This window comes from Bradyrhizobium diazoefficiens USDA 110 (assembly GCF_000011365.1).
Lineage (GTDB): Bacteria > Pseudomonadota > Alphaproteobacteria > Rhizobiales > Xanthobacteraceae > Bradyrhizobium > Bradyrhizobium diazoefficiens.
On sequence record NC_004463.1, the window covers coordinates 5,052,556 to 5,069,410 of the forward strand.

The window sequence follows — 16,855 nt, forward strand, 5'->3', positions numbered from 1 at the left end:
AAACCCGCGTAATATGCCGAGCCGCGGCGGCAGTGGGACAGACTTGCCGGCCACGTCGAGCTGGAGGATGGACCCTTGGCAGAAATCGACCCGACCGACCACGCGCTGGCGACCATCGCCAGCATCCTGGAGCACCCCGAGCCCGTCCTCGTCGTCCGCGACGCCGAAACGGAAACGGCGGCTGCCGATGAGCATTCGGTCGTCGACGAGCATGCGGTCGTCGACGAGCATCCGGTTGCCGATGAGCATCCGGTGGTCGAGGAGCAGCCGCTGGTGCCGGAGCACACCGATGCCGACGGCTACAGCAAGGTCGGTCCCGGGCCGATGGTTGCGATCCGCCTCAAATGGACGGTCCATCGCGGCGATGACGACCAGTACTACGTCCACGAGACCATCGGCGAGCAGTCCGCGCCGGTCATCAGCGGCCCCATGACGAGCGACGCCGCCGTGCATTTCGTCGACACGCACGAGGACGAGGCGCACAGGCGTTTCGAGCTGCTGCGCAGCGAGATCGCCGGCCGCAGCTCGCTCGCCGAGTTCGAACGCAAGGGCGAAGCCTAAAGCGCGATCTAGCGCTCGCGGGGCCCGAGAAAATCCCGCTTCACGAGCTCGACGCCTGCGTGCCGCAACAGGTCGTAGGCCGTCGTGACGTGAAAGAAAAACTGCGGGACGCTGAACGTCAGCAGCAGCGTCCGTCCGGTGAAGGGCAGCTCGGTTCCGTTCTTCAGCCTGAAGAAGACATTCAGCTCCGCCGCCGCGTCGATCTCGGCCCGCGGCAGGCCCTCGATGAACTCGATTGACGTTGCGATACGCGCCTGAAGCCCGGCCATGTCGTGCTCCAGCGCCGGCAGCGTCACCGGCTCGCGCTGCGCCAGCAAGGCCGGAGCGACCGTTGCATGGCGGCAGGCCTCACCGACCTGCTGCGCCAGGTCGTACATGTTGGGTGCGAGGCGCATGCCGAGCAGGACCGCCGGGTTGAATTTGCGGGTCTCGGCGTAGGCCACGCCCTTGTCGAGCAGCGCGGACAGGTTGCGTAAGTACGGCACAAAGAGGCCGACCGAGGCCTCGTACATCGAGATCGTCACCTCGGGATTCCTTTCAATTCTGCCTCGCCAGCGGCGGGCATCTGGTCTAAATCCACGTCTGAAGAGCTGCACAATGACAGCTTGGGCTTGGGTGGAGAAGAGATGACCGTTCGATTCCTGTCGGCTTTGGCCGTGGCGCTGCTGATGAACCTTTCGGCCCACGCACAGCAGGCGGCGCCGTCGCGCCTCGACGAGATCATGAAGCGCGGCACATTACGTGTCGGGATGACCGGCGACTACAAGCCCTTCACCTATCTGGACAAGGCCACGCAGCAGTTCAGCGGCTTCGACGTCGACATGGCGGAGGCGCTCGGCAAGGCGCTGGGCGTCAAGGTCGAGTTCGTGCCGACGGCCTGGCCGAAGCTGATGAAGGATTTCGAGGCCGACCAGTTCGACATCGCCATGGGCGGCGTCTCGGTGACGCTCGACCGGCAGAGGAAAGGCTTCTTCTCGATGCCGATCATGCGCGAAGGCAAGACGCCGATCGCGCGCTGCGCCGATGTCGGCAAGTACCAGACGCTCCCTGATATCGACAAGAAGGGCACCCGCGTCATCGTCAATCCCGGCGGCACCAACGAGCGTTTCGCCCGCGCCAACATCAAGGACGCCGACATCACCGTCTTCGCCGACAATACCGTGATCTTCGACGAGATCGCCAAGGGCAATGCCGATTTGATGATGACGGACGCTTCCGAGACGCGCTACCAGCAGAAGCAGCATCAAGGCGTGCTGTGCGCGGTGCATCCGGAAAAACCGTTCGACTTCTCCGAGAAGGCCTATTGGCTCCAGCGAGACATGGCGCTGAAGGCCTTCGTCGACCAGTGGCTGCACATTTCCATGGAGGACGGCAGCTACAGGAAGATCTACGCCGCCTGGTTCGACTAGAGCGTCTTCGAGCGAAATGGGTATCGGTTCGCGCGTTCCGATTCCATCGGAACGGGACTGTGGACCGCGTCCTCCTGTCGCTTGCTTCGGCCAAATTGTGGACGGGTTCCGGGCGCATTGAACCCGAACCCGCCGGAGCACGACTCATACGGATGAAAGTGATCTAGATCACTTTTTGCGATCGCGCCGGGGCGTATGCGTCGGTCCGGGGACCATCTGTTCAGGAGATGCGAAATGAGGAAGCTGTTGGCCACGGCCGCATTCCTTTTGGCGAGCACCGCTGCGCAAGCGCAGTACACCTTCGAATATGGCGGGCGCACCATCCGCATCGATCCCGACCGGGGCACGGTGTCGATCCCCGGCGTCTATGACAACACCGGCCAGGGCAAGGCCAAGAAGGCCAAGAAGAACGAGACAAGTCCGGGCCAGCAGGCGCCGCAAGAGGCCAAGGCCGATCCGCAAGCCCCGGCTGCTCCGGCGCCTCCACCGGCCGCTGCTACAGCGCCGCCCGCAGCCGTGCAGGCTCCCGCGCCGCCCGTCGTGGCCGCACCGCCTCCCGCGCCACCTGCTCCGCCGCCGGCGACTGCCAATGCTGCACCGGCTGATACGGCCGTCGTGCCTCCGCCCGCACCGCCTCCGGCCCCTGCTCCCGTCGAGCAGCAAGCAGCTCCCGTGGCGCCGCCCCCGCCGGCCGCTGCGGCTGTTGCGCCACCCGCGCCGGCGCCTGCCCCCGCACCCGTTCAGTCGGCCGCTGTCGCGCCACCGGCTCCCGCTGCTGCACCGACGCGCGACCTCAATTCGCCGCTCGGCATCTGGCTCACCGAGGAGAAGGAAGGCAAGGTGCGCATCGAGCAATGCGGCAACAACCTCTGTGGCTATTCGGTCGACAGCAAGTCGAACCAGAACGGCGAGCAGGTCCTGATCAACATGAAGCCCGGCAAGGACCAGAAATGGTCCGGCCGCATCCTCGATCCCAACACCGGCTCGACCTACGATTCGACGATCGCCATGAAGGGTACGGATCGCCTGCGCGTGCAGGGCTGCGCCTTCGGCGGCATGTTCTGCGGCGGCCAGACCTGGACGCGGGTGAACTAAGCTCGGCTTCGACACTTTGACGGAGACAAGGGGCCCGTGATCCGGGCCCCTTTGCTTTTGCCCGCGGTGTCATCGCGAGGTGCGCCACCTCACAGAGCCTGCTGCGCGCGTGACAGCCCTCACATCGCCGGTTGCGCAACCCATGCCACGATCGCCGCATGGTCAACCCCAGGGGCGTGTCATGAACGGTTTTCGCAAAGGTCTCTTCGCCACGATTGTCGCCATCGCCTTCCCGCTCACGCAGGCAGGCGCAACGACAAGCACTTTCGACGGGACATGGAACGTCCGCATCTCGTCATCGAGCGAGACCTGCGGCAACGGCGCGACCGTCGCGATCGGCATCAACAACGGTCAGATCGCCTCGAGCAGCGCCGCGGTGTCCGCATCCGGCCGCGTCGCCGATGCCGGCAGCATCAACGTCACCTTGAGCACCGGCATCAAGCGTGCAGTCGGCTTCGGCCGGCTGAGCGGCACGTCCGGCTCCGGCACATGGCGCGGGGCCCTTTGCACCGGCACGTGGACGGCGGAGCGGATTTAGGCTCCGGATCGCCGACGCATCGCCATGGGGCGATGCGTCTTGTCCGGGGCGCGAGCGCTAACCCAGCGCTGCGCCATACTCCGCGTCGGTGACCGGCTCCAGCCAGGTCGAGTAGACGCCGTCGAGCGCTTCCTGCATGGCGATGTGGCACATGCCGTTGGTCGGCGATGCTCCGTGCCAGTGCAGCTCGCCCGGCGGAATCCAGACGGTGTCGCCGGGGCGGATCTCGCGGACCGGTCCGCCCTTGGTCTGAACGCGCCCGACGCCGGAGATGACGTAGAGCGTCTGCCCGAGCGGATGGTGATGCCAGTTGGTGCGCGCGCCGGGCTCGAATGCGACGCGCGAGCAGTTCAGCCGTGCTGGCGCGGGCGCCATGATCACGGGATCCTGCCACACGGTGCCGGTGAAGTTTTCCTTGGGCGCGCGGCGGGTCGGCCGCGTGCCTGCGACAGTGATATCCATGGTATCCTCGCTTCTGTTACTTCTTGCTGGCGGCGTAACGCGCCTTGGTCTCGGCGTTCATGGGATAGAGCCCCGGCAACACCGCGCCGTTGTTCACCTCGTTGACGATCCAGGCTTCCATCCGCTCCTGCTCGACGCCCTCGTTGAGCACGTGATCGAGCATCGCCTGCGGGATCAGCACGCAGCCGTCCTGGTCGGCGACGACGATGTCGTTCGGGAACACGGCGACGCCGCCGCAGCCGATCGGCTCGCCCCAGCCAACGAAGGTCAGGCCCGCCACCGACGGCGGCGCGGCATAGCCGTCGCACCAGACCGGAAGATTGGTGCCGAGCACGCCCTCGACGTCACGCACGACGCCGTCGGTGACGAGCGCGGTGACGCCGCGCTTCATCATGCGCGCACAAAGGATGTCGCCGAAGATGCCGGCATCGGTGATGCCCATGGCATCGACCACGGCGATGCAGCCCTCCGGCATCGCCTCGATCGCGGTGCGGGTCGAGATCGGCGACGACCAGGATTCCGGCGTCGCCAGATCCTCGCGCGCCGGCACGAAGCGCAGTGTGAAGGCAGGTCCCACCAGCCGCGGCAAGCCCGGGCGCAGCGGGCGCGCACCGCGCATCCACACGTTACGCAGGCCCTTCTTCAGCAGGACCGTGGTGATGGTGGCAGTGGTGATGCCGGCGAGGGTCTTGCGGGCTTCGGGGGACAGCGACATGGAAACAGACGAGCTCCGGATGGGCGGGAAAGAACGCGCGCATCTTGCGAGCCGGGCGCTTTCCGTCAAGGGCCAAGAACGCAGGGCCGCAGGGCGGTTATGCGACGCGATAACAAGGCTTTATCGCTTCCCCTTGCATTAATTTATTGGACTTGCGCGCGCATTTACGCGAAGCAGGGATCAGCGGAACTCAAGGCTGAGCCCGCGTTTCCTGAGAAGCCCGATTTCGACAGCGCTTTGACAGTTCAATGGCCGCGACGCTTCCCCCGCCCCGCCTTCTGCCCAGTGGCGACAGCGCCGTCACGGTCGAGTTCAGCCGCACCATCGACGATGCTGCCAACCAGCGCGTGCTGGCACTCGACAAGGCGCTCGCGGCAAGCCCCATCGACGGCATCACCGAGACCGTGCCGACCTATCGCTCGCTGCTGGTGCACTACGATCCCGGCAAGATCGGCTTCGAGGCGCTCGGCGAAAAGATCCTCCCGATCGCGACCCAGCCGCTGCCGCCGGCCACCAGGACGCGCCGCTGGCGCATCCCCGTCGCCTATGGCGGCGAGCATGGCATCGACCTCGAGGATATCGCCAAGGCGCTGAGCACAACGCCTGACGACATCGTCGCCCGGCACGTCGCCGGCGACTACAAGGTTGCCATGATCGGCTTCACGCCGGGCTGGTCCTATCTCAGCGGCCTGGACAAATCCCTGCACATGTCGCGGCGGCAGAACCCGCGGCTGCTGACGCCGGCCGGCACGATCTCGATCGGCGGCATCCAGGCCGGCATCCAGTGCCTGGCCGCCCCGAGCGGCTGGCACCTGCTCGGCCGCACCCCGGTGCGGACCTATCAGCTCCACCGCAATCCGACCTTCCTGACCGAACCCGGTGATCGCGTGACGTTTTTCGCCATCGACCACAAGACGTTCGAGGAACAGGACCGCGCCGCCGAGGCCGGCGAGATCATCGCCGAGCAGGTGGTCGCATGAGCCGGCTCATCGTCGCCAGCATCGGCCCTGCAAGCTCCGTCCAGGATGGCGGACGGCACGGTGCACAGCGCTACGGCTTGACCGTGAGCGGGGCGATGGACCGTCTGTCGCTCGCGGCCGCGAATACGCTGGTCGGCAACGAGCCGTTCGCGGCCAGTGTCGAGATCGGCCCGTTCGGCGCCACCTTCACCGCCCGTGACGGCGCCGTGCGCGTGGCGATTGCCGGCGCGCCGCGCAATGCCGACGTCGCGGGGCGACCGGTCGTCATGGACACATCGGTGACGCTGAAGGACGGCGAGACCCTGACGCTCGGCTTCGCCCGCGGTGGCGCCTTCACCTATCTCGCGATCGAAGGCGGGATCAAGGGCGAGCCGGTGTTCGGCAGCCTCGCGGTCAATGCCCGCGCCGGCCTCGGCAGCCCCTACCCGCGCCCGCTCCAGGCCGGTGATGAGTTCAGCGTCGATGCCGCGAGCGGCGCGGCGGAGCTGCGCATCGAGCTGCCGAAGCCCGTGAGCGGTCCGATCCGCGTCGTGCTGGGCCCGCAGGACGACGAGTTCGACGACGCCAACAAGGCACTGTTCCTGGACAGCGAGTGGAAGATCTCGGCGACATCAGACCGCATGGGCTACCGGCTCGAAGGCCCCGCGATCAAGCACCTGCACGGCCACAACATCGTCTCCGACGGCACCGTCAACGGCAGCATCCAGGTGCCCGGCAACGGCTCGCCGATCGCGCTGATGATGGACCGCGGCACCTCCGGCGGCTATCCGAAGATCGCAACCGTGATCACGGCCGATGTCGGCCGTCTGGCGCAGACCTCGGCGGGGACCGCCTTCCGCTTCAAGGCTGTGAGCATGGCGGAGGCCCAGGACGAGGCGCGCAAATTCGCGCAAGCCATCCGCAGCCTGCCCGATCGCCTCCGCTCCGCCGACACCGTCGCGCTCAACATCGAGGCGCTCAGCGATGCTAACGTCGCGGGCTATGCGGTCAGCGCGGTGGATGCCGGAACGTGGCAGGTCACGGCGGAGCCGTAACGACAAGACGACCAGAGGCGGAGAGCAACCATGAAGACGATCGATCTCAATTGCGACCTCGGCGAAGGTTTTGGCGCGTGGGAGATGGGCAACGACGCCGCGATGATCGAGCTGGCGAGCTCGGTCAACGTCGCCTGCGGCTTCCATGCCGGCGATCCCGACATCATGCGCAGGACGGTCGAGCTGGCGAAAGCACGCGGCGTTTCGGTCGGCGCGCACCCCGGATATCGCGACCTCCACGGCTTCGGCCGGCATCCGATCGCGGGCCTGAAGGCCTCCGAGATCGAGAACCTCGTCGCCTACCAGATCGGCGCGCTGCAGGCGATCGCGACCGCGGCCGGCCACAAGGTCACGCATGTGAAGGCGCATGGCGCGCTCTCCAACGTCGCCTGCGAGGACGACATGACGGCGAAGGCGATTGCCGCCGGCATCAAGGCGGTCGATCCCAGCCTGATCTTCGTCGTGCTCGCCAATTCGAAGCTGGTGAAGGCCGGCGAAGCGGCCAATCTGCCGATGGTGCACGAGGTGTTCGCCGACCGCGCCTATGAGGACGACGGCAATCTCGTCTCGCGCAAGAAGCCCGGCGCGGTGCTGCACGATGCCAAGGCGATTGCCGACCGCGTGGTGCGCATGGTGCAGGACGGCGCGGTGGTGTCCGTGACGGGCAAGGTGATCAAGATGCGGACGGATACGGTCTGCATCCACGGCGATACGCATGGCGCGGTCGAGATCGCGCGGACCTTGCGTCAGGCGTTGAAGGATGCGGGGATCGAAGTCGCGCCGTTCAAGCGCGGGGCGTAATCAGAATGGGTGCACCGAGAGCGTGCCGAACACGATCGCGGCGATGACCGCGAAGGCGCTGTAGAGCCCGACGTGGTGCATGCTCGCCCCGGTCCGGCGCGAGAGCGAGCGCGCGTAGAAGTGCAGCCTGGCTTCCGCCGATAGTTCGCGCATGATCGATCTCCAACGCCCCATTTGCGCGAGTATGAAGGATCAACCCTGGCGGGAGGCAAGATGGCGGCGAAAATAGCGATGGTGGTTCTCTGAAGGCGCCCCGTCGCAGGTGCAAATTCTCTTCACACGCGGGTTCCGAGAATCTTATTCGTTAAGATCCGAGCCAGTTGGAACCGGCCCGGATGACGGTGGGATGACAGCCGGACTCAAGGCCCTGGACCCGGTCCAAACAAAAATGGCGAAAACAACCCCATGCACAGTAGAAACGCGAGCTCGGCGTGACGCCCGGCGCTTGCTCCGCCGGGACGATTCACGCTGATCTTGTCGCGCCTTAGTAGACGTCAGCCTGGAAGCGGCCGGTCTTCTTGAGCTCGGCGACAAAACTGACGGCTTCGTCGGTCGAGCGCGCCCCGAACTGGGCGACGATGTCGACCAGCGCGCGCTCGACATCCTTGGCCATGCGCTTGGCATCGCCGCAGATGTAGAGATGCGCGCCCTCGGCGAGCCAGGTCCACAATTCGCGGCCGACTTCGCGCATGCGGTCCTGCACGTAGAACTTCTTCTCGCCGTCGCGCGACCAGGCCAGCGACATGCGCGTGAGCAGGCCCGAGGTCTTCATCGCGTTGAGCTCTTCCTGGTAGAAGAAGTCGCAATCGCTGCGCTGGTGGCCGAAGAACAGCCAGTTCTTGCCCGGCGCGCCGGTCGCCTTGCGGTCGAGCAGGAAGGCGCGGAACGGCGCGATGCCGGTGCCGGGGCCGATCATGATAACCGGCGTCTTCGGGTCCTGCGGCAGGCCGAAACCATGCGCCTTCTGCACATAGACCTTGAGCTTCTCGCCCTCAGCGATGCGCTCGCCGAGGAAGGTCGAGGCAACGCCGATGCGTTTGCGCTTGCCGATCACATAGCGCACGGAATCGACCGTCAGCGAAAGTTTTCCCGGCGTCGCATTGTGCGAGGACGAGATCGAATAGAGCCGCGGCTGGAGCGGCTCCAGCGCCTCGACGAAGGCTTCGGGATGCGGCCGTATGCCGGAAAACTTCTGGAGCGCCGCCATCACGTCCAGCGTGGCGGCGTCGCCATCGGGATCCTCGCCCTGCGCCAGCGCCCGCGCCTTCTCGCGCTGCGCACCCCCGGTGATGAAGGAGATCAGTTCGAACAGCGAGTCCGGCGCCGGCGACAGCGAGACGTCGTCGATCAGCACCTCGCGCAGTGTCTTGCCGTTCACCTTGGTCGTATGCGAAGCGCCGAGCAGTGCGATGATCTGGTCGACGAGGCCGACATCGTTGCGCGCGAACACGCCAAAGCTGTCGCCGACGATGTAGTCGAGCTTGCTCGCGGAGAGATCGAACTCGACGTGATAGGTCTCCTTCTCCGACTTCCCCTTGTTGAGAAGGCGCCGCGACAGGAAGGTCGCCTCGGTCGGATTGTCGCGCGAGCGGCCGGGCTCTGCGATCGTCACGGTCACGGCCGGCGCTGCCACCGCATCCGCTTTTTCGGGCGCTTTCGCCGCCGGCGCCTTGTCCAGCTCCTCGTACAGCGACTTCAGCATCCGCGCGGTTTCCTTGCCGCCGGGAACACACAGGTTGAGCCGCGCTTCGCTGCGGGTGGCGATCGCCTCCGAATAATCGTGGCAATTATAGCCGCACTGGCCGCAATCCTGCTGCGCCATCGCCGCCATCATCTTGCGGCGGACGGGACGCCCCTCTGCAAGCTTCATCCGGTCGGCGATCGGCATAGTCTGATCGTGCCACGGCGCTTCGCCATCGTCGCCGTCGCCGGCTTGCATGACGGCGGCGCCCTGCTCCGCCGACAGGGGCGTAGCCACATCAGGCGACAGCAACCCGGCAAAGAATCCGTTCAGCCAGGAGCGCTGCGCGTCGGAGAACGGGGCGCTGGCGGGAATGATATCGAGTTTCGGCGGAGGGGTGATCTGGTTCATGCGGACACCTGTGCATCGGCAAGCTTGCGCAGCGTCTCGCCGTCATGGCGGCGCGCAAAGGAGAGGAAGGTTTCGTCGGGCGAGGCGCGATGAGCGATATAGGCCTTGAGCAGCGCTTCGACCGTCTTCGGCGCGTCCTCGGCCTTGAGGTCGTGATAGACCTCCTGCCCGACGTCGGCGTCGGGGCCGAACCCGCCGCCGGTGAAGAGGTGATAGCCCTCGACCGTGTCATCCTCGTTCACCGGCACCCGCGCTCCGATCAGGCCGATGTCGCTGATGTAGTGCTGCGCGCAGGAATGGTGACAGCCGGTGACGTGGATGTTGACCGGCTTGTCCATCTCGACGCGCGGCTCGCACCAGTCGCCGATCTCGGCGGCGTGGCGTTTGGTGTTGGAGGCGGCGAAGCGGCAGCCGGCATTGCCGGTGCAGGCGATCAGGCCGGCGCGGATATGCGAGGCCTCGACCGCGAGCCCGATCTGCTTGATCGCGGCAATCGCAAGCTCGACGTTCTCGTCACGCACGCCCGGGATCAGCAGGTTCTGCCAGACCGTCAGGCGGATCTCCCCGTCGCCGAGGTCACGCGCAACCTTGGCAAGGCTCCGCATCTGATCACAGGTGAGCTTGCCGAGCGTCAGCGAAACGCCGATCCAGTTGAGGCCGTCCTGCTTCTGCTTGTGCACGCCGATATGAGCCATGCGGTCAGCCGCAGGCCGCGGCGCAAACGCCTCTTCCGGCACGCGCGTGAATGGCGTCTTCAGCCGTTCTTCGACGAGCTTCAGGAAGCCGTCATGGCCCATCGCGTCGAGCACGTATTTCAGCCGCGCCTTGTTGCGATTGGTGCGGTCGCCGTGGTCGATGAACACGCGCACGATGGCATCGGCGACAGCGGTCGCCTGCTCCGGCTTGACGATGATGCCGGAATACTTTGCAAAATCCTTGTGGCCGGTGATGCCGCCGAGGCCGAGCCGGAACCAGACCCCGGGCTCGACGCCGAACCCGTCCTTCACCTCGAACGCCGTGAAGGCGATGTCGTTGGTCTCTTCCAGCACCGCGATCCTGCCGGCGCCGTCGAAGGCGACGTTGAACTTGCGCGGCAGGCCGTAGAGCGAGCGGTCGTTGAGGATGTGGTAGTGCCACTCGCGCGCAAACGGCCGCGTGTCGATGATTTCCTGCGGATCGATGCCGGCGGTCGGCGTCCCGGTCACGTTGCGGATGTTGTCGGCGCCGGAGCCGCGCGAGCACAGGCCGAGATCCTGGATGCCCTCGATCAGCTTCACGGCGTGCTTCGGCGGGATCTCGCGAAGCTGGAGGTTGGCGCGCGTCGTGACATGGCTGTACGGCCCGCAGAGATCGTCGGCGAGATCGGCAAGGCCCGACAACTGCCAGTGCTTCATGATGCCGTTCGGGATGCGCAGGCGGCACATGTAGGAGTCCTGCGTCGGCGCGACATAGAAGATGCCGTAGTAGCGCCAGCGGAAATTGTCCGCCGGGCTCGGCGGCGCATTGTCGAGCGCCTGCTGGCGCAGCCGCGGATAGGCGTCGAAGGGATGCTCGTCGCGCTTGAACTTCTCCTGGTCGGCGAGCTTCTTGCCCGAGGCGATGACCTTGTCCTGCGCCTTGATGTGCACGGCATCCGGACCGGTCGGCTCGGCATTCGCCTTGCCGGAGCCGCCACCAAGGCCGCGACCGACCCGGCTGATCTGCAGACCGGTCGTGAAGCCTTCGAGATAGCGCTTCTGCTCGTCGGTAAAGTCGACTGAGACTGTTTCGAGTTTCATGGTCAGTAACGAAGCTCCTGCGGCCACCGGGGTGGTATCGACGGAAAATTGCGCGACCCGCGAGGCACTCGGCTGGCTCAAGAGCCTGCTCTGCACCCAACGGTCCGATCAGCTTCGTTGCTGCGGGACTCGGCTCAGCAGGCGTCTGTGACAAGCTGGCCGCAGTGCAACATACAAGTTGCGTGCCAGCTTCATCGAAATGAGAATTGCTGCAATTTCAGGTCATTAGGAGTGCCCCCGGGAACTCCCGGGCGGGGAACTCTCACGAAATTCGAGCAGCCAGCCCAAAATTTAGACGAGGAGCCCAGGCGCCTAAAAACGATGCAGGATCGAATCAGGCCTTCCAGCGACCGACTTCGAAGGCCTCGAGATGCCCCCTGATATTGTCGGGATCGAAGACGGGGCCGGCGAACGCCCCGAACGCCGCGGGAGCCTCACTGGGCGCCGCTCGGCTGCCCAGGGCGGCATCATAAAGATCCGGCCTGAACACGGCCATCGCCGTCTTGACGCCATCCGGCGCCAGCGCCGTCTGTCCCCAGCGCACCATCTGGGCGTAGAGCCAGGCGGCCTGGACCGGATCCGGGCGCCCCGCCCCTTCGCGTCCGACCAGGAGGTAACGTCCGCTTTCGCGGAAGGTGCCGTCGGGCGAGATCTTCAGGCGTCCCGTGAGCGTGCGCTGGATCACCTCGGCATCGACGCCGATCCGCTCCGGCTGCGCCAGGATGCGCGCGGCCTCGATGCGGTTCTCCGGATGCTCGATGAACTCGGCGGCCTTCACGGCCGCGCGCACGAGGCTAGCGACCACGTCCGGATTCTTGTCGGCCCAGGTCTGGCGGACCGCCAGCACCTTCTCCGCCGCGTGGACGAGGATGTCCGAGACGAAATGCAGGATGTGGCCGATGCCGAGATCGACCGCGATCGAATTCCAGGGCGCGCCGACGCAGAACGCATCGACATGGCCGTTCGCGAGGCTGTCCACCATGTAGGGCGGCGGCAACACCACCAGCCGCACATCCTCGTCGGGATCAACGCCGGCCGCCGCCATCCAGAACCGCAATTGGTAATTGTGGGTCGAGAACGGAAAGGTCATGCCGAAGGTCAGCGGATCGGCACCTAGCTTGCGCCGCCTGGCGACCACCCGAGCCAGCGCCTTCGCCGTAACGAGCGGATCGAAGCGGTCGCCGTCGATCTCCTCCATCAGCGCGGCATGAAGCGTCGGCGACACCGTGATCGCGTTGCCGTTGATGCCGAGATTGAAGGGCGCGGCGATCGGCACCTTGACGTGGCCGAGCCCGAGTGAGGACGCGATCGCCACGGGCGCCAGCAGATGGGCGGCGTCGAACAGGCCGATATTGAGCTTGTCGCGGACGTTGGACCAGGAGACCTCGCGCACCAGTTCGACGTCGAGGCCTTCGGCGGCGGTAAAGCCCTTGTCGACGGCGACGATCAGCGCGGCGGCATCGACCAGCGGAATGAACCCGATGCGAAGCGGTCCGGTCATTTCAGCATCTCCGACGCGGTGATGATCGACTGGGCGATCTCGCCGATTTTCTTCTTCTCGCGCATCGCGGTCGAGCGCAGCAGCACATAGGCCTCGTCCTCGGTGAGGCCCTTCACCTTCATCAAGATGCCCTTGGCGCGCTCGATGATCTTGCGGTCCTCGAGCTGCGACTTCGTGCGCTCGAGTTCCTCCTGAAGCTTGGCGAAGGCGTTGAAGCGGGACACGCAGAGGTCGAGGATCGGCTTGATGCGCTCCTTCTTCAGCCCGTCGACGATGTAGGCGGATACGCCCGCCTCGACCGAGGCCTGGATCGAGGCTGAATCGCTCTGGTCGACGAACATCGCGATCGGCCGGCGCACGGCGCGGCTGACCTGGAACATCGCCTCCAGCACGTCGCGGCTGGGGTTTTCCAGATCGATCAGGATGATGTCGGGATCCACCGCATAAATACGGGCCAGCAGGCTCTGCATCTCGCGGATATGGGCGACCTGCGTGAATCCGGCCTCCCGCAACCCCTCCTCGAGGATCGCGGCCCGGATCGGGCTTTCGTCGACGATCACGATTTTGGGCGACTGCTCGGCGCTCATGGCTCACTCACGTCAGGTGATTCATCCATAGCACGCCGGAACGCCCTGCAAAGGGTTGTAATTGACCGCATTTAGGACTAGCTCCTGCCGATCAATCAGGCAGATCAAGAGATATGCAAGAGACGGCTGCGCCCAAGGTCAGCTTCGTGTCGCTCGGATGCTCCTGAGACAACGAATGCAAACTTTCAAAGCCGCCCACTCCCGCCCGACGGCAGCTGCCATCTGGGCTTACGCTCTCACGGAATCCTCGCACCAGCTATCATCCTGTCGAGAAGTGGCACGGCGGCCAACACCGCCCTCTCGTTCTTGCCGGAGACCGCCAGCCGCACGACATCGGAGTTGCCGTCCTTGTCGACATCAACGTAATGCGCGATCACTTCGACCGGTTGGTCCTTCAGGGACGGATTGTCGTACCGGTTGATGATGACACCGGGGCTGGCCGAGGGAAGCGAGGTGATCTTGGCATTCTTGCCGGACGTCGCCGCCCAATCCTGATCGCTCGTTGCGACCCATTGAACCAGTTCGGTTCGATCCTTGTTGTAGCGGCCTTCGGCATAGATGATTGCTTCGGCGTTACCGAATCCCTTCCCCCTGGGCACGAACATGGAGGCGCCGTACTTGAGGCTTGCGGCCTCGTCCCTCGCCCACCCGTCGGGCGCCTTCACGCGCGGCCTGAATTCCGGGCACAGGCCTTTTTGCCCGTCGCAAACACGTAAGATCTTGTCGACTTCAGCCCGCGCCGGAAACATCGCGCTCCAGGAAATAACAGCGAAAACCATGCTGAAGATGAAGCGGCGCATCGCAGTCTAGCTCCGTGGAAATACGCTAGAACAGAATAACAACGAAAACGTGCACGTTGGAGGAATCCATCTCGGCCCCTCCAGTCACACAATCGGAACCGGTCCATAGGTTAGTTATTGAATTTCGCCATCGGTTCAATTACTTGGATCGCTAAATCCGGACAATTCAGATCTAGGCTCCAGGCGATACAATGGACAGAGCGCCCCGCATTTCATTCACGTCACTCGGTTGTCCCAAGGCATTGGTGGATTCCGAGCGCATCATCACTCGCCTGCGCGCCGAGGGCTACGAGCTCGCCCGCAAGCATGACGGGGCCGACATCGTCATCGTCAACACCTGCGGCTTCCTCGACAGCGCCAAGCAGGAATCGCTCTCGGCGATCGGCGAGGCCATGGCCGAGAACGGCAAGGTGATCGTGACAGGCTGCATGGGCGCGGAACCCGAGCAGATCGAGCAGGCCTATCCGGGCGTGCTCTCCATCACCGGCCCGCAGCAATATGAGAGCGTGCTGGACGCGGTCCACCGCGCGCTGCCGCCCGCCCACAATCCGCATCTCGACCTGGTGCCGCCGCAGGGCATCAAGCTGACGCCGCGGCACTACGCCTATTTGAAGATCTCCGAGGGCTGCAACAACCGCTGCACCTTCTGCATCATCCCGAAGCTGCGCGGCGATCTGGTCTCGCGCCCGGCCAATGACGTGCTGCGCGAGGCCGAGCGGCTGGTCGGCGCCGGCGTCAAGGAGCTGCTGGTGATCTCGCAGGACACCTCGGCCTATGGCGTCGACCTGAAATACGCCGAGAGCCCGTGGAAGGATCGCCAGGTCCGCGCCAAATTCCTCGACCTCGCGCGCGAGCTCGGCGAGCTCGGGGCCTGGGTCCGGCTGCAATATGTCTACCCCTACCCGCATGTCGACGAGGTCATCGCACTGATGACGCAAGGCACGGTGCTGCCCTATCTCGACATCCCGTTCCAGCATGCGAGCCCCGAGGTGCTGAAGGCGATGAAGCGCCCGGCGGCGCAGGACAAGACGCTGGCACGGATCAAGCGCTGGCGCGAGGAATGCCCTGATCTTGCCCTGCGCTCGACCTTCATCGTCGGCTTCCCCGGCGAGACCGACGCGGACTTTGCCTATCTGCTCGACTGGCTCGACGAAGCCGAGATCGACCGCCTCGGCTGCTTCAAATACGAGCCGGTTGCCGGTGCGACGTCGAATGCGATCGCCAATCCCGTGCCGGAAGAGGTCAAGCAGGAGCGCTACAACGCGCTGATGGCGCGCCAGCAGAAGATCTCGGCGCGCAGGCTGAAGCGCAAGGTCGGCACGCGCCAGCAGATCATCATCGACGAGGTCGGCCCGACCGTTGCCCGGGGCCGGTCGAAGGCCGATGCGCCCGAGATCGACGGCGCGGTCTACCTGTCGAGCCGCCGCCCCTTGCGCGTCGGCGAGATCGTCACGGCAAAGATCGAGCGCGCCGACCAATACGACCTGCACGGCAGCGTCGCAGGGTTCTGAGAGCACTCCGTCAACGGGCTCAACCCAGCGTCGCCCGGTAAATCCCGTCCTCGCCGAAGTGATAGAGATGCCTGCCGCGGCCCTGCAAACGGCCGCGCGGTCGCGCTGAGCCGTCGGGCATGAACAGGTATGCCCGCCTCACAAGAATCATTCCCTCTCGATCCGATCGTCCGATGTAGGCCACATTGGGTGGATCGTCGTATTGGCCCGAGAACAGAATCTCCGTCTCGGACATTGCGAACGCGTGGCAGCCTCGAAGCTTCGTTTGCTTCCAGGTCAATTCGAAGTCTGCGCCGATCCGATAGAGCGGGAAATCCGAGTAGAAGAAAATGGCGGCCTCTGGGCCCGCCACATTGAGCGCGTAGCAGTCGTCAATCGTGTGGTCTGCATCTGCTGGAAATTCCCAGACCTTCTCTCCCAAAGTCGAGAAGCAAACCAAGCCGGCCTGCCCGACCGAACTGCCAAAAACACCCTCGTCGAAATACCCAATCCAGATCCGTCCGAGGTCATCGATCTGGAGATCGCTGATGGCATCGCCGAGGCCGACGCGGTCTGCTCGTCCGGTCCGGGGATCAAAGATGACTCCGTTCAGGTCGTGGTCGGTCTCGGCCCGCCAGTTGTGTCTGCGGCTCGCCAGCAAGACCCGCCCGTCGGGAAAGAGGTCGACATGAGAATGGCCGAGCTCAAGCGGAGGCAGATCGATCCATAGCTCCGATCCGGCAGCCGACTTGTGCAGACCGTAACGCTTCAACCTTTCCATCTTCGGATGCGGCAATACGCCAGAAGCGCGCAACGCGGCTGCAGTCGATGCGCTGTCTCCCGAGGACTCGAACAGGAAAAGTAGCGACTGATCGCCCGCAACCCCGCTCGCAACGAGCGAAAATCCGAGACGCGTCGGCGCCGTGCCAATCTTTTCGAACTGTATCGATCTAATCAAACGAGCCCCCGATGCTGCCTGAGGCAGCATCACCAAGCGCGCGCCGGGCGCAAG

The 16,855-nt window shown here is 65.0% G+C and carries 18 protein-coding genes; 8 read left to right on the forward strand and 10 right to left on the reverse strand.

From position 1 onward, the window contains the following. Positions 1-75 precede the first annotated feature (75 nt). The gene (locus tag BJA_RS22825; RefSeq protein ID WP_028173998.1) at positions 76-561 is read left to right on the forward strand and encodes a hypothetical protein; all 486 of its coding nucleotides are present in this window, start codon (positions 76-78) and stop codon (positions 559-561) included. Between the two features lie 8 nt (positions 562-569). Here the strand turns inward: BJA_RS22825 and BJA_RS22830 are convergent, their stop codons facing one another. Further along, positions 570-1,073: a DUF1993 domain-containing protein gene (locus tag BJA_RS22830; RefSeq protein ID WP_038967429.1), complete on the reverse strand. Its 504-nt coding sequence runs from the start codon at positions 1,071-1,073 to the stop codon at positions 570-572. A gap of 114 nt (positions 1,074-1,187) precedes the next feature. Here BJA_RS22830 and BJA_RS22835 point away from each other — a divergent pair, with 114 nt between their 5' ends. The 3 genes from BJA_RS22835 (at position 1,188) to BJA_RS22845 (ending at position 3,603) form a co-directional block, all read left to right on the forward strand. Further along, positions 1,188-1,970 carry a transporter substrate-binding domain-containing protein gene (locus BJA_RS22835; protein ID WP_011087332.1) on the forward strand — a complete coding sequence of 261 codons (783 nt, stop codon included), beginning with the start codon at positions 1,188-1,190 and terminating at the stop codon, positions 1,968-1,970. A 234-nt stretch (positions 1,971-2,204) separates the two neighbouring features. Beyond that, positions 2,205-3,065 carry a DUF2147 domain-containing protein gene (locus BJA_RS22840; RefSeq protein WP_038967427.1) on the forward strand — a complete coding sequence of 287 codons (861 nt, stop codon included), beginning with the start codon at positions 2,205-2,207 and terminating at the stop codon, positions 3,063-3,065. Between the two features lie 181 nt (positions 3,066-3,246). Continuing rightward, on the forward strand, positions 3,247-3,603 hold the full coding sequence (locus tag BJA_RS22845; protein ID WP_028173994.1) for a hypothetical protein: 357 nt from the start codon (positions 3,247-3,249) through the stop codon (positions 3,601-3,603). Positions 3,604-3,660: 57 nt separating this feature from the next. On the opposite strand, the gene BJA_RS22850 is transcribed toward BJA_RS22845, so the two are convergent. Both BJA_RS22850 and BJA_RS22855 read right to left on the reverse strand, forming a co-directional pair. Next, entirely contained in the window at positions 3,661-4,065 is a 405-nt protein-coding gene (locus tag BJA_RS22850) for a (R)-mandelonitrile lyase (RefSeq protein WP_038967426.1), read from the reverse strand. A gap of 16 nt (positions 4,066-4,081) precedes the next feature. Then, positions 4,082-4,780 (reverse strand): ribonuclease activity regulator RraA, encoded by a 699-nt coding sequence (locus tag BJA_RS22855; RefSeq protein WP_011087336.1) that lies wholly within the window; start codon positions 4,778-4,780, stop codon positions 4,082-4,084. Between the two features lie 248 nt (positions 4,781-5,028). Between BJA_RS22855 and pxpB the strand changes: the two genes are divergently transcribed. The 3 genes from pxpB to BJA_RS22870 are packed head-to-tail and all read left to right on the forward strand — an operon-like array spanning position 5,029 to position 7,595. Then, a complete protein-coding gene (gene pxpB, locus BJA_RS22860; RefSeq protein WP_011087337.1) occupies positions 5,029-5,760 on the forward strand; it encodes a 5-oxoprolinase subunit PxpB in 732 nt (243 codons plus the stop codon). After that, entirely contained in the window at positions 5,757-6,794 is a 1,038-nt protein-coding gene (locus BJA_RS22865; protein ID WP_011087338.1) for a biotin-dependent carboxyltransferase family protein, read from the forward strand. Before pxpB ends, BJA_RS22865 begins: the two co-directional genes overlap by 4 nt. Positions 6,795-6,824: 30 nt before the next feature. Next, a complete protein-coding gene (locus tag BJA_RS22870; protein WP_011087339.1) occupies positions 6,825-7,595 on the forward strand; it encodes a LamB/YcsF family protein in 771 nt (256 codons plus the stop codon). Here the strand turns inward: BJA_RS22870 and BJA_RS42395 are convergent, their stop codons facing one another. From BJA_RS42395 to BJA_RS22895, 6 genes are all read right to left on the reverse strand, one after another. Then, positions 7,596-7,748: a hypothetical protein gene (locus BJA_RS42395; protein WP_014495196.1), complete on the reverse strand. Its 153-nt coding sequence runs from the start codon at positions 7,746-7,748 to the stop codon at positions 7,596-7,598. It abuts the gene before it with no gap. Positions 7,749-8,079: 331 nt separating this feature from the next. Continuing rightward, a complete protein-coding gene (locus BJA_RS22875) occupies positions 8,080-9,687 on the reverse strand; it encodes a sulfite reductase subunit alpha (RefSeq protein WP_011087341.1) in 1,608 nt (535 codons plus the stop codon). After that, positions 9,684-11,465 carry a NirA family protein gene (locus BJA_RS22880; protein WP_038967420.1) on the reverse strand — a complete coding sequence of 594 codons (1,782 nt, stop codon included), beginning with the start codon at positions 11,463-11,465 and terminating at the stop codon, positions 9,684-9,686. The genes BJA_RS22875 and BJA_RS22880 overlap by 4 nt, the downstream gene beginning before the upstream one ends. A 334-nt stretch (positions 11,466-11,799) precedes the next feature. Continuing rightward, positions 11,800-12,966: a CmpA/NrtA family ABC transporter substrate-binding protein gene (locus tag BJA_RS22885; protein ID WP_011087343.1), complete on the reverse strand. Its 1,167-nt coding sequence runs from the start codon at positions 12,964-12,966 to the stop codon at positions 11,800-11,802. Next, positions 12,963-13,553, reverse strand: coding sequence for an ANTAR domain-containing response regulator (locus tag BJA_RS22890; protein ID WP_011087344.1), 591 nt, complete (start codon positions 13,551-13,553; stop codon positions 12,963-12,965). Before BJA_RS22890 ends, BJA_RS22885 begins: the two co-directional genes overlap by 4 nt. Before the next feature lie 236 nt (positions 13,554-13,789). Beyond that, a complete protein-coding gene (locus BJA_RS22895; RefSeq protein WP_011087345.1) occupies positions 13,790-14,353 on the reverse strand; it encodes a hypothetical protein in 564 nt (187 codons plus the stop codon). A gap of 191 nt (positions 14,354-14,544) precedes the next feature. On the opposite strand from BJA_RS22895, the gene rimO reads away from it, so the two are divergent. Further along, complete coding sequence (gene rimO / locus BJA_RS22900; RefSeq protein WP_011087346.1) at positions 14,545-15,864, forward strand: 30S ribosomal protein S12 methylthiotransferase RimO; 1,320 nt, start codon at positions 14,545-14,547, stop codon at positions 15,862-15,864. 19 nt (positions 15,865-15,883) lie between these two features. On the opposite strand, the gene BJA_RS22905 is transcribed toward rimO, so the two are convergent. Further along, positions 15,884-16,831 (reverse strand): hypothetical protein, encoded by a 948-nt coding sequence (locus tag BJA_RS22905; protein WP_249163363.1) that lies wholly within the window; start codon positions 16,829-16,831, stop codon positions 15,884-15,886. Between the last annotated feature and the right edge of the window lie 24 nt (positions 16,832-16,855).

What these genes read in the sequence shown, in the direction of transcription:
- BJA_RS22830 (WP_038967429.1), bottom strand. Translation starts at nt 1,073, where the DNA reads ATGTACGAGGCCTCGGTCGGCCTCTTTGTGCCGTACTTACGCAACCTG.
- BJA_RS22835 (WP_011087332.1), top strand. Translation starts at nt 1,188, where the DNA reads ATGACCGTTCGATTCCTGTCGGCTTTGGCCGTGGCGCTGCTGATGAAC.
- BJA_RS22840 (WP_038967427.1), top strand. Translation starts at nt 2,205, where the DNA reads ATGAGGAAGCTGTTGGCCACGGCCGCATTCCTTTTGGCGAGCACCGCT.
- BJA_RS22845 (WP_028173994.1), top strand. Translation starts at nt 3,247, where the DNA reads ATGAACGGTTTTCGCAAAGGTCTCTTCGCCACGATTGTCGCCATCGCC.
- BJA_RS22850 (WP_038967426.1), bottom strand. Translation starts at nt 4,065, where the DNA reads ATGGATATCACTGTCGCAGGCACGCGGCCGACCCGCCGCGCGCCCAAG.
- BJA_RS22855 (WP_011087336.1), bottom strand. Translation starts at nt 4,780, where the DNA reads ATGTCGCTGTCCCCCGAAGCCCGCAAGACCCTCGCCGGCATCACCACT.
- pxpB (WP_011087337.1), top strand. Translation starts at nt 5,029, where the DNA reads ATGGCCGCGACGCTTCCCCCGCCCCGCCTTCTGCCCAGTGGCGACAGC.
- BJA_RS22865 (WP_011087338.1), top strand. Translation starts at nt 5,757, where the DNA reads ATGAGCCGGCTCATCGTCGCCAGCATCGGCCCTGCAAGCTCCGTCCAG.
- BJA_RS22870 (WP_011087339.1), top strand. Translation starts at nt 6,825, where the DNA reads ATGAAGACGATCGATCTCAATTGCGACCTCGGCGAAGGTTTTGGCGCG.
- BJA_RS42395 (WP_014495196.1), bottom strand. Translation starts at nt 7,748, where the DNA reads ATGCGCGAACTATCGGCGGAAGCCAGGCTGCACTTCTACGCGCGCTCG.
- BJA_RS22875 (WP_011087341.1), bottom strand. Translation starts at nt 9,687, where the DNA reads ATGAACCAGATCACCCCTCCGCCGAAACTCGATATCATTCCCGCCAGC.
- BJA_RS22880 (WP_038967420.1), bottom strand. Translation starts at nt 11,465, where the DNA reads ATGAAACTCGAAACAGTCTCAGTCGACTTTACCGACGAGCAGAAGCGC.
- BJA_RS22885 (WP_011087343.1), bottom strand. Translation starts at nt 12,966, where the DNA reads ATGACCGGACCGCTTCGCATCGGGTTCATTCCGCTGGTCGATGCCGCC.
- BJA_RS22890 (WP_011087344.1), bottom strand. Translation starts at nt 13,553, where the DNA reads ATGAGCGCCGAGCAGTCGCCCAAAATCGTGATCGTCGACGAAAGCCCG.
- BJA_RS22895 (WP_011087345.1), bottom strand. Translation starts at nt 14,353, where the DNA reads ATGCGCCGCTTCATCTTCAGCATGGTTTTCGCTGTTATTTCCTGGAGC.
- rimO (WP_011087346.1), top strand. Translation starts at nt 14,545, where the DNA reads ATGGACAGAGCGCCCCGCATTTCATTCACGTCACTCGGTTGTCCCAAG.
- BJA_RS22905 (WP_249163363.1), bottom strand. Translation starts at nt 16,831, where the DNA reads ATGCTGCCTCAGGCAGCATCGGGGGCTCGTTTGATTAGATCGATACAG.